The organism is Ohtaekwangia sp. (assembly GCF_036786105.1).
Taxonomy (GTDB): domain Bacteria; phylum Bacteroidota; class Bacteroidia; order Cytophagales; family Cyclobacteriaceae; genus Ohtaekwangia.
The window spans coordinates 190,456-204,358 of the sequence record NZ_DAIQRQ010000004.1 but is presented as its reverse complement, the minus strand read 5'-3'; the positions used below and the strand labels follow the sequence as shown (position 1 = coordinate 204,358).

The window sequence follows — 13,903 nt, the reverse complement described above, 5'->3', positions numbered from 1 at the left end:
AAATATACTTCCAGCGATTACCTTGCTATATCCGGAGGTTCTAATGGTGGATTGTTAGTAGGTGCTACCATGACGCAGCGCCCCGATCTGGCCAAAGTAGCCTTACCTGCCGTAGGTGTTATGGACATGCTGCGCTATCATACCTTTACAGCTGGTGCCGGTTGGGCTTACGATTATGGCACTGCCAACGACTCGAAAGAAATGTTTGAGTACCTGCGAAAATATTCACCGGTACATGCGCTGAAGCCGGGCACACATTATCCTGCCACGATGGTAACCACGGCTGATCATGACGATCGTGTGGTGCCTGCACACTCCTTCAAGTTTGCCGCAGCCCTGCAGGAAAATCAGGCGGGAACAAACCCTGTGCTGATCCGTATCGATACGAAGTCAGGGCACGGAGCATCGAACTTATCGAAAGCGATTGAGTCTACAGCGGATCAATATGTATTTGCGTGGTATAACATGGGCATTATTCCTCCGGTGGCCAGGAAAGAAATGTAGTGCAAGACTATAAATTATTTGGATGAGGAGGCGGCATATACGGCCGCCTCTTTTATTTTTGATACTATGAGTGAAGTACTTATCCGAATTGGTAAGAAAGATGATCTGCCACGCGTGCTTGAGCTTATTAAAGAGCTGGCAAAATATGAACGGGCCCCCAATGAAGTGACCAATACATTAGAGATGATGGAGGTGGATGGATTTGGCGCCAATCCCATCTACGGTTTCTTTGTGGCCGAGAGTACAAACGGTATTGTGGGTATATCTTTATACTACTGGCGCTACTCTACCTGGAAAGGTAAAAGACTATATCTTGAAGATATCATTGTAACGGAAAGTGAACGTGGCAGAGGCACGGGCAAGAAATTGTTTGAGCGTACCATGAAACACTCGTTAGAGCAGCACTGTGCCGGCATGATGTGGCAGGTGCTCGACTGGAATGATCCTGCTATAAACTTCTATAAAAAATACGGAACACGATTCGGTGAAGAATGGCTTAACTGCTCACTGGAGCGTGAGCAGATCGAGAGGTTCTTTGGCAGTTGATTTTTATTTTCAAGGAATCATAGAAATCACAGATGAAAATTCAATTACTCTTTGCGTAACGCTGCGCCTTCTTTGTATTCTTTATGTAACTGGATTTCATCACTGGTCTTGTAAGTTTTTCGCTGTTTTGGAAAAGCTTTATTGCAGCGGGTGCTACATCTTTGAAGCAAAGAAATCATTTATGAAGAACTATCGCGTATGGATTATTATCCTGCTGGCCATTACGGTCATTACAGCCACGGATACCCTGGCTCAGGGAAAGAGCAAGAATAAGAACAAACAGAAATCAGAGAAGCGGGGCGGTGGTCCGCCACCCTGGGCACCAGCACACGGTTACCGCGCCAAAACACGCTATACATATTTTCGAGATTACCCGGTATATTACGATAACGACCGTGGCGTTTATATCTCCCTGTCGGGAAAGAACTGGTCCGTATCTGCAAAGTTACCAGATATACTGAAAGGAGTTGACCTGCTGGCTACACCCAAAATTGATCTTGATTTCAGCGGCGAGGATCCGCAACGGGAATACGATCAGCATAAAGAAAAATACCCGAAAGGTTAATTATTCCCACATCCTGGTAGCTATGCAGAGTAACGCAAACCAAGTATTACTCTTGGTAACTCCGTGTCTTCTTTGTGCTCTTGGTGTATTGGATTTTTCACTTCACGGTAACGAATAACGTGTAACAGATTACGATTAACCGATAACCGACAACAAAGAAACAATCTCCTGTTGAGGATCTTAACAGGAGATTGCCATTTTATCAGGCAACGTCATTTACCTCGCGAGTAAATATATTTTTTGCCATCGGCTCCTTCAGGCTTCCACATCTACAATAGCCCAGACAGGAATAAAAGAGCCTCCTTTTACTTCTACATAGTTATCTGCAAAATCTACCAGGTTTGAGAATGTTTCAATGACTTCACCAGTATCTAGCTTGAGTATCAAGCCTACATCCTGATGCTCCAGATTACTTAACATAACCGCCTTTACAAGCTTGTGCGCGCGAAGTATCTTCTGTTCTTCATCGCCAAGCACATCCTGATGTGTAAAATGCATCAGGGAAATTTGTTCTGGTGCGATCTTCCTGACGTTCATATATTTTGAGAGGTATAGTTTCCTGAGAAATATAGTATAGCTAACAACGATTAAACAATTTCAATTTTCGTTTTGTTTCAGGCTTCCTCTAAAAGTGTTCGAAATGCTACGTGCCGGTCTTTAAATAACCGCTGAAACTCTTTGTTCAGCTCCGGTTCGATCTTTTCCACAAACTTCACCACTTCCTGAATATCGGTTGCAAAATATTGAACACTGTAGGAAATGGAGCCGTCTTCCTGGTCGTGCAGTACTTTATACATTCTCCAACCTGTAAACATCTCTGTTTTCATCACCACCGGAATATACTGTTCCTTCATCCAGCGTACCCATTCCTGTTCAATTTCGCGGTCAATACCAACCGTCACGTTATATAATAGCATGGAGCAAAGATAGGAAAAAGCTGCGAGCTGCTGGCTTTCAGCCGCTAGACGATGCTGCTATGGTAATGTATTGATTTCCTAGAGACGTGTGGATCAGCTGTAAACTTTAAGCTACTGGCTGCTAGAAAGTGTCTGGCAGCTAGTAGCCAGCAGCTAATCCATCCGCCTTGTTCCCTCAGCAATATCAACTTGTAGCAGCCCTTAAGACTTTCATCAACACTTGTTCGTCCGTAGTCAGCTCCGCCTTGCCGTCTGGTATTTCGGTGGCATCGAGTTCCTGAAGGTATTTGGTGAGGCTGTTTTGTTCGTATAGGGAGATGAGTGCTGGATGCACATAGTAACTTTTACAGATGGAGCGCGTGTTGCCTAATTTTTTGCTTACCGCATCAAGTGCCGCAATAATATTCTTTTTGCTTTCGGCTTGTGAAGCAATAGTCCCGAGGGCTTTGAGTTCGCGCAGAAAATGTAGCGACCCTGCCCATGTTCTGAAATCTTTCGCTGTGAAAGCAAAACCGGTAGCTTGTTGTATATAGTTATTCACCATCCCCGAATCAACAGGTCGGCGCATGCCTTGTGCATCGTAATATTGAAAGAGCTCTTTGCCGGGTATCTCACGGCATTGCTTCACAATGCGCGCAAGGCGTTTATTCTGAAGTGTTACTTTATGGAAAATTCCCTTTTTGCCTTTAAATGAAAAATCAATTCGGCTGCCCTCTATTGCTACATGTTTATCTTTTAATGTAGTGAGGCCATACGAGCCATATAATTTTTCGTAGCCATCGTTACCTACCCGTATATAGGTTCGTTCCATCAAGGCTATAACGGTGGCAATGACACGGGCCTCACAAAGATCTTTTCGATTGAGGTCTTCTTCCAGTTTTAGCCGAAGCGTTGGCAGTGCTTTGCCAAATTCATATAGACGATGGAACTTTGTTTCGTTTCGTAATGCTGTCCACAACGGATGATATTTATACTGCTTCCGGTTGCGCAGGTCAAAGCCCGTAGCTTGTATATGCCCTGCTTCATCGGAGCAAATCCACACCCGCGACCAGGAAGGTGGTATTGCCAATCGTTTAATGCGCTCTAATTCTTTTTTACTGCGAATGGGTTTGCGCTCCAGCAGGTAGGCATATCCCTTCCCTTTACGCACACGTACTATACCCGGTGCCGCATCCGAAACATATTTCAGCGAAGCGACACTGGCCGCCTTCTTATAGTTGCGGTCTATCCGTATAAATTCACGGTGACTGATGCTTATAGGAAGCGTAGCACTCATAGATGCAGTAGATATATATTATAAATAAAGAAGCTGCCTATTTGAAGACAGCCTCCTTGATCCGTTACAGGTTATCCGTTGATCGTTACACATTAATAGTCACTATATCTCCGAATAATGTGTAATTAATAGCCAATAACGGTTCTAGCCTTCCTGCTCAGCAGCTTCGTTGATATCAGACTCTGCCAGGCTTGTGAGCAGCTCATCAGCTTGCTTTTCTTCATCCAGTGTTTGGCCGAGTATATCTTTGATATCTTCGCGGCCCAGGGTTTTGGCAAGTTGTGCCAGGCCACCATAGGTAGCAATTTCGTAGTGCTCCACTTTTTGCGCTGCCAGGATCAATCCAACATCACGTGTAGCAGATCCTTTTTCAGTTTCTGCAATAATGTCTTCACCTTCTTTAATCAACCCTTCCATAGCTTCGCATTTCTTGGCTTGTGGTTTTTTTTCCAGTAATTCAAATACTTTTTCAACGCGTGCCACGTGCTCTTGTGTTACGGTCAGGTGATCGCCAAATGCATTCGCCAATTCTTCAGAAGTTGCTGCCTTCTGCATTTTTGCCAATGCTTTGGTCAGATGCTTTTCAGCCCAATAAATATCTTTCAGGCTGTCAACAAAAAAATCTTCAAGTTCAGAAGCAGAATCTTTAGATGCTGCCCGCTTGGTGTTCGCTACTTTTTCCATGATACTTGGGTTTTTAAAATTGTTTAGAGACGTTGACCTATATATGGTTTTCTAAAACACTGTGCCTTTATTATGAGCTAAAACATGAATGAATTCTGTAGATGAACATCTACGCGAAATCAAAGGATTCATTTATTGATTGTTCTCATTTTTCCTCTTTTTTCTGAAGTAGCCCCGCAACAGAAAATTATGTTGAAGTGCTTCCATGTTTTCATCGAGTTTGCCCGATGCATTTTCTGCGTTGATTAATGTGTGCTCCATGCGTTTGGCAAATGTTGTGTCGGCAAGCAACAATCCCAGTGCATTGTCATGACTGTTTATCTTGGCGGCAACTTCCTGTAAGTCAGTAGCAATCTTGGATGCATGAGATGATACTTGCTTTACATTGACTATAGCTGTGTTGAATGTTCCTGCCAGCGTGGTGTCATAAATTAATTTGTTGAACACTCCATCGCCATGTTGAATTTCGGCTACCAATACATTGAGTTCTGCTGTGGCCCGGTTCATATTGGCGCCAGCCGTGCGTAAACTGCTTACGGTTTGGCGCAGGTCTTGTGCAAAAGCACCATCGTTCAGCAGTTCACCTACAACGCCTTCTCCATCTTTTACTTTCTTGGAAATTACCTGCAAATCATTGGTAAGCGATCGCGTATTCTGTCCTACATCTTTTGCAATATTGATAAGGTCTTGCGTGTCGGTTGGTGAAGCTGCGTTGATCGTGTCATAATCTTCAATATGATGTGCCGCATCACCCGGACGCACTACTACGATCTTGTTTCCCACCAATCCGTCAGAACCAATATAAGCTGTGGCATTCTTGGCTATAAATTCATTCTGCCGTTCTTTCAGCAACAGCTCTACAATCACTTTACCTTCTGAAACAATACGCACATCTTTTACTGTGCCGATCTTTACCCCGGAGAGCCACACATTATCGCCTTCTTTGAGCCCTTCTACATTTTTAAAGATAGATACCACCGTAAACGTGCGGCTGAAGATGCTGTTCTCTGCACCAATAAAAAATACTGTTGCTATAAATATAGCAAGCCCTGCCAGTACAAAGGCTCCTAGTTTTATATCCTGACCTATTTCCCGCGTTTTCATATCGTTGTTATTTACAAGTGTCTGTTATTAATAGTTAAAGAATGGTTCCAGCTCCGGGTCTGTTGTCTTCCTGATCTCATCAAATGTTCCCTCATATTTACTATAGCCGCCTACGAGCGCTATAACACGGTCGGCCGTATGGCGTGCACTGCTGATGTCGTGTGTAATAATGATGGATGATGTTTTATACTTGTCGCGCACCTTTACAATGAGCTCGTTGATCTCGATAGAGGTAATGGGATCCAGCCCTGCAGTAGGTTCATCGTAAAGCATGATCTTCGGATTGAGGATAAGCGTACGCGCAATGCCGATCCTTTTCTTCATACCTCCCGAAAGCTCTGCCGGCATTTTATCAGCAGCGTCTTCAAGGCCTACATCTTCCAGCGCATTCATTACACGCTCGTTAAGTTCCTTAGACTTATATATACCAAGGTTACGCTTGAGCGGAAATTCCAGGTTTTCGCGCACACTCATGGAATCGTATAGTGCACTGCCCTGAAACGAGAAGCCTATATGCAGGCGCAGTTTGTTCATCTCTTCGTTCGAGAGATTGAGCACATCATAATTAAGTATTTGTATAGAGCCTGCATCGGGAATGATGAGGCCTACCATACATTTTATGAGTACTGATTTTCCCGTACCGGATCGTCCCAGTATCACGAGGTTTTCTGTTTCATGCAGATCGAGATTTACATCACGCAACACATGAGTATCACCAAATGACTTTTGCAGATGGCGGATTCGCACAACAACATTGTCCTTATCGGCTGTACGCGCTGCAGGAGAAGATGATGCTGTTGCCTGATTCATCGCCGGAATAGATTTATGAATTGAAGACTTAACAGATCGATCACAAAGATCAGAATCATCGATGCCACCACCGCTATATTGGAAGCCTTGCCCACGCCTGCGGTGCCACGTTCGGCATGATATCCGGCATAACATCCTACAATACCTATAGCAAAGCCAAAAAAAGCTGCTTTGATAAGCGATGAAAATATATCCAGGTAAGTAACAGAAACGGCTACATCGCTAAAATATAGTCTGAAGCTTGAACTGTTTATAAAGTGAACTGTAAAGTACGAACCAAGTAACGCTGTGGCATCTGCGAATACAACCAGGAAAGGAAGCATAAAGGTGGTAGCCATAATACGGCTCGCTACTAAATAAGAAAATGGTCGCGTGCCTGATACTTCCATAGCATCGATCTGTTCTGTTACACGCATGCTGCCCAATTCGGCACCCATATTGGATCCTAATTTACCCGCACAGATAAGTCCGGTAATAAGTGGTCCTAAAGAACGCACCACTGCCTGCGACACCAGTGATGGCAGCCAGGACTCTGCACCAAATGATGAAAGCGATGGTCGCGATTGGCGGGTAAACACAATTCCGGCCAGGAATGATGTGAATACAATTAGAAACAGTGAGCGATTGCCGGCTATAAAACATTGTCGTAACGTTTCTTTCCAGTCATATGGCGGAAAGAAAATTTCGCGTAGCACTTTTACCACGAACAGATAGATATCAGCAAGCTTCAGTAAAAATCTTTTGATCATACATGAACTGGTATAACAGTTAAAAACTTTTCAAATAACAAGCTTGTAAAAGTTGTGCCCCAAAATGAGTGTGAAGCTCGGTTAGAATCCTTGTATAAATATTTCTACAAAATGTAACTATAGTATGTGTTGTTACAAGCTATGCTATAGTTATCAGTAACTTTTTCTACACTTTCTATGCATTGTGGCAAGCTTTTTTATCGGGTTATTATCAAATAACATTAAAACCAACATTTTATGAGATCACTATTGTATTTGATAGCCGTGATATTGATTATCGGATGGCTTCTGGGAGTGTTTGTTTATAGTGCAACCGGATTGATTCATGTTCTGATTGTGCTGGCAATTCTTTCTTTATTACTCGGTGTAATAAGAAGGGCGTGACAGATATAGTATAGATATATACGTTAATAAAAACAGATGTTTATGAACAGGGTGAAAAATGGAATTCCATGGAGAGCATCTGTGTGGTTTATGTTCATAGCGATAACCGTACAGATCATAACTGGCTGTAATGCCACGAATACAACAAAAGGTGGCGCCATAGGTGCAGGTGCAGGCGGTGCCATAGGTGGTGTTATAGGCTCGCGTTCGGGTAATACCGCTGTAGGTGCTATTATAGGTGCAACGGTAGGTGGCGCTGCTGGTGCATTGATCGGTCGCCAGATGGACAAGCAGGCAGAAGAACTTAAACGCGATTTGGAAGGAGCCCGGATAGAACGTGTGGGAGAAGGTATAAAGATCACCTTTAACTCGGGCTTGTTGTTCAATGTAAATTCTTCGCAGTTAAATGCCACTACGCAGGATAATCTTCGGCAGCTGGCTGCTACGCTGAATAAATATGAGGACACAAACATTCTGATTGAAGGACATACTGATAACACAGGAAGTGATACCTATAATCAGAAACTTTCAGAAGAGCGTGCTAAATCAGTAGCGTCATACCTCAGTACACAGAATGTAAAGAACAGTCGTATTACTACTATTGGCTATGGTGAAACCCAGCCTGTAGCGGATAATAATTCTGAATCGGGAAGAGATCAGAACAGACGTGTGGAAGTGGCAATCTACGCCAATAAGAAAATGAAGAAGTGGGCAGAGAAAAATGAAGGCGGAAACTCATAACAACAACCACTGTATAATTACTTCTTTCAGTACGCATAGCACCTGTTGCTATAATGACAGGTTCTGTGCGACTGATGGGAAGGAGATTGCAGCTACACGCTATGAAAAAAAGAAAAACAGTATTCATTGTGTTGGCCATTGCCATAGTAATGAGTATACTGGTATACAGTGCTAATCAATATTTGCCGGGTTTTTTACATCGTCTCGTAAAAGAAAAAGTAGCGTCACTTCAAAAAGATGGTATACTGCTGGAATATGATTCTATAAAGTTGGAGCTTTGGAGAAACAGGGTTGCCATTGACACCCTTTCCTTTTCATTGATTGATAAAAGAATTTCTGCCAAAGTTTATGGCTGCCATATTAACACCATTCGCCTCTTACCCCTGTTATTTCGAAAGCGTATTCACCTGGAAGATCTGACAATAGACAGCGTAGCCGTTTCTATCATTAAACTACATTCGAAAGATTCTGCTCACCGTACACAAAAGCAACACGATGCTTTTGCCATGGTTAACGTCTGCACGATTAACCATCTCTATGTACGGAGCGAAAATGCTTTATCGCACGATACGGTAACAATGCAGGGGAGTATATCGCTTACTGGTTTTACAATAAATGGAGAGAAAGATCCCTGGGACTTTAGTGCCATGCGAGCCGATTCCCTTGTTGTGCATAGTCCTTTCTATGTTGTTAGTGTAGATTATTTTGATATTGATCGCGAACGGAAGTACATGCACCTGGATACCCTTCGCATTAAGCCACGCTTTTCAAAAAGTGAACATGCCAGGCGTAAGCGTGTAGAAGACGATCGCTTTCATGGTATAATTACAGGAGTTACAGCAGAAGGGTTGCGTTTTAACGTTGGCGATTCAGCCTTTGTAAATACTTCGTTACTGAAATGCAGCTTTGCGCTTGACGTATTCCGCAATAAACATTATCCCTTTCCGAAGCGAACGTATATGCCGTTGCCTATGGATGCGTTGCGAAAATTGCCTTTTGCTCTCGCTGTAGATACACTTCGCATTTATGATAGCGCGGTATCGTATGAAGAGATTGGCGAGGAAGCGGATTCCAGTGGTACTATATATTTCAAAAAATTAAAGGCTGGTATATTTCATATATCTACAGACACTTCACTGCCTGCCCCCTATATGGAAGCGTCTGCCTTGTTTATGGGAAGCGGTAAACTTCTTGTAACATGTCAATTTTCCAATACAAGCAAGCCTGCAGTTCTGAAAGGCTCTCTGAGCGATATGCCTTTGCAGAAAATGAACGATATGCTGAAACCGCAAGTAAAGATACAAGTTGAGTCAGGCGTTATGACCAGACTCAATTTCAGTTTCAGGTTCAATGATCACCGATCGGACGGTACAGTCGATATAAGCTACAGAGATTTGAAATTGACGAGTCTGAAATCCGATAAGGACCAAAAGGATAAAGCGGTAAAGAATAATTTATTAACGCTTGCCATTAACACCTTTGTCAAGAACGATGCAGGGAGGTATGTAACGGGCGATAAGCAGACGGGCATTATTTTATTCTATCGTGATCGGAAGAAAGCGATCTTCAACTACTGGTGGAAATCAATCCTCTCCGGATTGAAGTCATCTTTTTCACTGCGCGTAAAAGCGAACAAAGACAATGTGAAAAAGCTGGCACAGAAAGATGTAGAGAAGCGGAAACATAAAAAGGAATGAAACGCATACCTAAGAAAATATGGATACCCTTGGTGATTGTGGTTGTACTGGTTGCAGCACGACTGGCTATGCCTTACTTCGTTACACGCTATGTAAACAAAGTGCTGGCTGAGCTTCCGGGATATACGGGTTCTATTCGTGATATAGACATTCACCTATACCGTGGTGCGTACCAGGTACAGGAGCTGCGTATTTTCAAAGTAGACGGGCAAAAGAAAATACCTTTTATCTATATACCTGTACTCGATCTTTCTATAGAGTGGCGTGCGCTGTTTGAGGGCTCTGTTGTAGGAGAGGTTGGATTTGAACGACCGGAGTTGAACTTTATAGGCGGAGGTAAATCGAATCAATCGGGCAAAGATGTAGACTGGACAAAGCCAATCAAAGACCTGATGCCGGTAGATATTAACCGGCTGACCATTACCAACGGTAAAATTGCCTTTTACGATTTTACTACCAAGCCTCATGTTGATCTGAAGATGACAGATGTAAATGCATCGGCAGAGAATCTTACAAACGCTACTGACGATGCGCAGCTGTTACCCTCTACAGCACATCTTACGGCCACCTCGCTGGGTGGCGGCCACCTGGCAATAAAAATGAAGATCAATGTATTGAAGCAGATTCCTGATCTCGATATGGATCTCAAATTTGAAGATGTAGACCTGAAAGCACTTAACGATTTTTTTAAAGCCTATGCAAAGATCGATGTAGAACGTGGTTCATTCGACTTATATACTGAGCTGGCTATGCTCGATGGAAAAATAGAAGGTTATGTAAAGCCGATCATTGAAGATCTGAAAATAGTAGACTGGAAAAAAGATAAAAAGAAGCCCGTTCAACTGGTATGGGAAACTATTGTTGGTTTTGTAGCAGAAATATTTACCAATCAGAAGAAGGATAGGTTTGCCAGCCGTGTTCCGATATCCGGCAATATAAAAGATGTAAAAACTTCCACGTGGCCTGCGCTGTGGAGTATATTTTCCAATGCGTTTATAAAAGCTTTTGAAAAAAATACCGAGGGCACCATTAAGATTGAGATGGTGGAAGATAAAGATACTCGCGTGGACAAGAAGGATGATAAACAGTCGAAGAAAGAGAGAAGAAAAGAACGTAGAAAGCAGCGAAGGGAAGAACGCAAAAGGAAAAAAGAACAGGCATCATAAATACGTTTTCAATGCCCCCAGGCTGATAGGCTTTTCCAGAAACTTAATAGCGCTGTCGCTACCCAGTTCTTCCGGAAAGCCGCGGTAAGCACTCATAAGATTTATGGTGCTATCAGGCAGCCGTGCACGTATATAATCAATCTTATCCCATCCCAATCCATCAGGCAGATTGTTATCAAGGAAGACTATATCAGGAGAAACGCTTTCCAGCTTCTCAATGCCTTCTGTTAAAGTATACGCCAAATGCACATCATACTGGAGAGGTACCAGGTAGGTCTTCAGTAATACGCACAGATCGCGTTCGTCATCAATGATCAGAACTTTTTTCACGACTGTCTTGTAAATGCTAAGTACAATTAACTCATTTTTCAACATAACCGAAAAACATGCCAGAAGGTTATGCTATGGAAGCAAAAAAAATACTAACATGTTTATGTGGTTGCGTGGTAATATTTGACTATAAAGTGCAGGAATGATTTTTTACAACATACCAGTGTTGCATTCTAAAAATTACAGGTTATGAACAAAAAAGGAAAAATTGTACTCGGAATTTTAGGAGCGGCAGCAGCCGGTGCTGCTATCGGATTGTTACTTGCACCCGACAAAGGGAGTGATCTGCGAAAGAAAATTGCCAAAGCAGCCAATGATTTTGCCTGTGATGTAACTGATATGGTAATGAATAACGCAGCGAAGTATTCCAAAGCTAAAGATCGGATTATAAACGAAGCCAAGGGGTTGAAATCTGACGCGGAGACTCGCTTTGGCAGAGTAAAAGAATCTTTTAGCTAAGCAAAGCACAGGTTGAGATGCAATATGGAGCTGTGTTGTATCTCACCTGTATTATACAACCAGCGAACCCTATATATACCTAACAGAAAGTCAGTTATGGCAGAAATAAAAACGAAGACCGAAAACCTGGTAGAGCATGCAAGCGATTACCTGGAAACACAGCTTCAGCTGGCAATGTTAAATGCTACCGATAAAGCTACGGGCATTGCCTCGCAAAGTCTGTTTACGGTTGTTATAACGATTTTGGTATTGTTTGTAATGTTGTTTTCCGGGCTAGGTTTCAGCTGGTGGATTGGTCGTGCTATAAATAACATGGTAGGCGGTTTTTTTATTGTAGCGGGTATATATATTTTTTTAATCGTTCTTGTATTTCTTCTGTATAAAAAATACCTCGCGCCTGTTGTTAGAAATTTTTTAATTGCGAGAATCTATGAGTAAGATTTTTACCTATAATGATTTGCTGGCAGAAAAAGAGCGCCTACGTACTCTGCGTGAGGAACAAAAGCTTTTGATAAAAGCCGATGTGAAAGAACTGAAAGAAGAGTTGCGCCCACTGATGGCGCTGATTTCCGTGCTCGGTAAAATTACTACGCGTGAAACCCGCAACGATGCAATTGTTTCAACGGGCTCTGCACTTGCCATTGATATGCTGTCGCGTAGAGTTTTGCCAAATAGTAGTTTAGTAAGAATGTTTGTGCCCGGAATATTAAAAAATGTGGCGTCTCATCTATTGTATAGTGCTAAACCATTATTGCAAAAACTTATTGGCAGAAAGAGAAAAGATAATGATGTGGCAGTCCAAAACCCACAATAATGTTTACCGGGAAGGTATAGATGCAACCTGGAACCAGTAACTGCGAATCTCCTGCACTACTTTTAGAAGAGATTCAAAACTGGTAGGCTTCACAATGTATGTATTCGCGCCCAACTCATAGCAGCGCCTGATTTCCGCTTCATTCTTGGTAGTAGTAAAAACAATGACCGGTATTTTTCTGAACACCGGATGCTGTTTGATCTCTCTCAACGCCTCGCGGCCATCTTTCTTGGGCATGTTCAGATCCAGTAGAATAAAACCAGGGTAATGGGCATTACTAATCGATTCCAGAAATCGGATAAGTTCAACGCCGTTCTCTACAAATTCAATTTTTTCAGTGTATCCCTTTTCAGTAAAGGCTGTCTGCATCAGGTAGCGGTCATCAGCATCATCTTCCGCAACCAGAATAAAATCAGTTGTTGGTCTGCTTATCATTCTCAAATATAAACATTCATTTCAGTTGATATTGTAGCTTGTGCCACCAGTGGCACGATAAATCGTGGAATATATTCCACTCTGTTTAAACGCCTCGTTAAATTGCTTTTCCCTAGGGTGGGCATTCTATTTTTGCTTCTGAAACAAACAGGTGTATTATGAGTAAGCCAGTAAAAGGTAAACGTCACCGGGTAAAAAAGAGACAGGAGCAGCGAAGCAGACCCGATCAGCGCGAACGATTTGTAAGAATAAAAACTGCACAGGAAGAAAATACAGAACCATCAGCCGCTTCGCCATCAGAGCAAACCGTGAATGATAAAGCGATGGAAAAACAGCCACGTGTAAACGAAGATGCACAGCGGAATATAGTTAACCATCCTGAGCATGCTGGTGATGATATAACGGATGAACGTGATAAATATTGAATACAAACCATAAGAACATGGAAACCGCCATAATGGAAAACAGAACAGAAGCCATTGCCAAATTCAAAGCGCTGGTAGAAGATGTTGAAATATGCATGCTGGCCACCACCAGCGATACAGGCGAATTGCTGAGCAGGCCTATGGCAACAGCATCGATCGATGATGAAGGCAATGTATGGTTCTTTACCAACGAATTTTCAGAAAAGATTCACGATGCATCGCACAACAACGAGGTATCGCTCATTTATGCGCATCCTGGTAAAAATATATATGTGCATGTGAACGGCTTGAGTACTG

At 42.7% G+C, this 13,903-nt stretch carries 21 protein-coding genes; 12 read left to right on the top strand and 9 right to left on the bottom strand.

Translation table 11 applies throughout. The features are described 5' to 3' along the window. The 3 genes from V7Q33_RS03820 to V7Q33_RS03810 form a co-directional block, all read left to right on the top strand. Nucleotides 1-504, top strand: a 504-nt coding sequence (locus V7Q33_RS03820; RefSeq protein ID WP_333818952.1) for a prolyl oligopeptidase family serine peptidase, incomplete at its 5' end; no start/stop codon positions are given. Between the two features lie 66 nt (nt 505-570). After that, nucleotides 571-1,050, top strand: a complete 480-nt coding sequence (locus V7Q33_RS03815; RefSeq protein WP_333818951.1) for a GNAT family N-acetyltransferase — start codon at nt 571-573, stop codon at nt 1,048-1,050. Between the two features lie 181 nt (nt 1,051-1,231). Beyond that, nucleotides 1,232-1,615 (top strand): hypothetical protein, encoded by a 384-nt coding sequence (locus V7Q33_RS03810; protein WP_331983901.1) that lies wholly within the window; start codon nt 1,232-1,234, stop codon nt 1,613-1,615. A 255-nt stretch (nt 1,616-1,870) separates the two neighbouring features. On the opposite strand, the gene V7Q33_RS03805 is transcribed toward V7Q33_RS03810, so the two are convergent. The 7 genes from V7Q33_RS03805 to V7Q33_RS03775 form a co-directional block, all read right to left on the bottom strand. Then, nucleotides 1,871-2,152, bottom strand: a complete 282-nt coding sequence (locus V7Q33_RS03805; protein ID WP_331983903.1) for a hypothetical protein — start codon at nt 2,150-2,152, stop codon at nt 1,871-1,873. A gap of 77 nt (nt 2,153-2,229) precedes the next feature. Continuing rightward, nucleotides 2,230-2,532 carry a DUF4286 family protein gene (locus V7Q33_RS03800; RefSeq protein WP_331983905.1) on the bottom strand — a complete coding sequence of 101 codons (303 nt, stop codon included), beginning with the start codon at nt 2,530-2,532 and terminating at the stop codon, nt 2,230-2,232. A gap of 184 nt (nt 2,533-2,716) precedes the next feature. Further along, the gene (locus tag V7Q33_RS03795) at nt 2,717-3,808 is read right to left on the bottom strand and encodes a DNA topoisomerase IB (RefSeq protein WP_331983907.1); all 1,092 of its coding nucleotides are present in this window, start codon (nt 3,806-3,808) and stop codon (nt 2,717-2,719) included. Between the two features lie 144 nt (nt 3,809-3,952). Further along, nucleotides 3,953-4,492 carry a YciE/YciF ferroxidase family protein gene (locus tag V7Q33_RS03790; protein WP_331983909.1) on the bottom strand — a complete coding sequence of 180 codons (540 nt, stop codon included), beginning with the start codon at nt 4,490-4,492 and terminating at the stop codon, nt 3,953-3,955. A gap of 132 nt (nt 4,493-4,624) precedes the next feature. Then, nucleotides 4,625-5,596, bottom strand: coding sequence for an MlaD family protein (locus tag V7Q33_RS03785; protein WP_331983911.1), 972 nt, complete (start codon nt 5,594-5,596; stop codon nt 4,625-4,627). Nucleotides 5,597-5,623: 27 nt separating this feature from the next. Then, a complete protein-coding gene (locus V7Q33_RS03780; RefSeq protein WP_331983913.1) occupies nt 5,624-6,406 on the bottom strand; it encodes an ABC transporter ATP-binding protein in 783 nt (260 codons plus the stop codon). Beyond that, nucleotides 6,403-7,155 (bottom strand): MlaE family ABC transporter permease, encoded by a 753-nt coding sequence (locus tag V7Q33_RS03775; RefSeq protein ID WP_331983915.1) that lies wholly within the window; start codon nt 7,153-7,155, stop codon nt 6,403-6,405. The genes V7Q33_RS03780 and V7Q33_RS03775 overlap by 4 nt, the downstream gene beginning before the upstream one ends. Nucleotides 7,156-7,392: 237 nt before the next feature. Between V7Q33_RS03775 and V7Q33_RS03770 the strand changes: the two genes are divergently transcribed. From V7Q33_RS03770 to V7Q33_RS03755, 4 genes are all read left to right on the top strand, one after another. Next, on the top strand, nt 7,393-7,539 hold the full coding sequence (locus V7Q33_RS03770) for a lmo0937 family membrane protein (protein ID WP_143785778.1): 147 nt from the start codon (nt 7,393-7,395) through the stop codon (nt 7,537-7,539). Nucleotides 7,540-7,581: 42 nt separating this feature from the next. Beyond that, complete coding sequence (locus V7Q33_RS03765) at nt 7,582-8,280, top strand: OmpA family protein (RefSeq protein WP_331983917.1); 699 nt, start codon at nt 7,582-7,584, stop codon at nt 8,278-8,280. Nucleotides 8,281-8,381: 101 nt separating this feature from the next. Next, the gene (locus V7Q33_RS03760; RefSeq protein WP_333818950.1) at nt 8,382-9,977 is read left to right on the top strand and encodes a DUF748 domain-containing protein; all 1,596 of its coding nucleotides are present in this window, start codon (nt 8,382-8,384) and stop codon (nt 9,975-9,977) included. Next, nucleotides 9,974-11,143 (top strand): DUF748 domain-containing protein, encoded by a 1,170-nt coding sequence (locus V7Q33_RS03755; RefSeq protein WP_331983921.1) that lies wholly within the window; start codon nt 9,974-9,976, stop codon nt 11,141-11,143. The genes V7Q33_RS03760 and V7Q33_RS03755 overlap by 4 nt, the downstream gene beginning before the upstream one ends. Here V7Q33_RS03755 and V7Q33_RS03750 read toward each other — a convergent pair. After that, the gene (locus V7Q33_RS03750; RefSeq protein WP_333818949.1) at nt 11,138-11,473 is read right to left on the bottom strand and encodes a response regulator; all 336 of its coding nucleotides are present in this window, start codon (nt 11,471-11,473) and stop codon (nt 11,138-11,140) included. The genes V7Q33_RS03755 and V7Q33_RS03750 overlap by 6 nt on opposite strands. A gap of 189 nt (nt 11,474-11,662) precedes the next feature. Between V7Q33_RS03750 and V7Q33_RS03745 the strand changes: the two genes are divergently transcribed. The 3 genes from V7Q33_RS03745 (at nt 11,663) to V7Q33_RS03735 (ending at nt 12,746) form a co-directional block, all read left to right on the top strand. After that, a complete protein-coding gene (locus tag V7Q33_RS03745; protein ID WP_331983925.1) occupies nt 11,663-11,932 on the top strand; it encodes a YtxH domain-containing protein in 270 nt (89 codons plus the stop codon). A 96-nt stretch (nt 11,933-12,028) separates the two neighbouring features. Then, nucleotides 12,029-12,370: a phage holin family protein gene (locus V7Q33_RS03740; protein WP_331983927.1), complete on the top strand. Its 342-nt coding sequence runs from the start codon at nt 12,029-12,031 to the stop codon at nt 12,368-12,370. Then, on the top strand, nt 12,363-12,746 hold the full coding sequence (locus V7Q33_RS03735; protein WP_331983929.1) for a hypothetical protein: 384 nt from the start codon (nt 12,363-12,365) through the stop codon (nt 12,744-12,746). Before V7Q33_RS03740 ends, V7Q33_RS03735 begins: the two co-directional genes overlap by 8 nt. A 3-nt stretch (nt 12,747-12,749) precedes the next feature. Here V7Q33_RS03735 and V7Q33_RS03730 read toward each other — a convergent pair whose 3' ends face one another. After that, the gene (locus V7Q33_RS03730) at nt 12,750-13,181 is read right to left on the bottom strand and encodes a response regulator (protein ID WP_331983931.1); all 432 of its coding nucleotides are present in this window, start codon (nt 13,179-13,181) and stop codon (nt 12,750-12,752) included. 158 nt (nt 13,182-13,339) lie between these two features. Between V7Q33_RS03730 and V7Q33_RS03725 the strand changes: the two genes are divergently transcribed. Next, nucleotides 13,340-13,606: a hypothetical protein gene (locus V7Q33_RS03725; protein WP_331983933.1), complete on the top strand. Its 267-nt coding sequence runs from the start codon at nt 13,340-13,342 to the stop codon at nt 13,604-13,606. Nucleotides 13,607-13,623: 17 nt separating this feature from the next. Next, nucleotides 13,624-13,903 (top strand): pyridoxamine 5'-phosphate oxidase family protein (locus tag V7Q33_RS03720; RefSeq protein WP_333818948.1); only part of this gene is annotated, 280 nt, incomplete at its 3' end.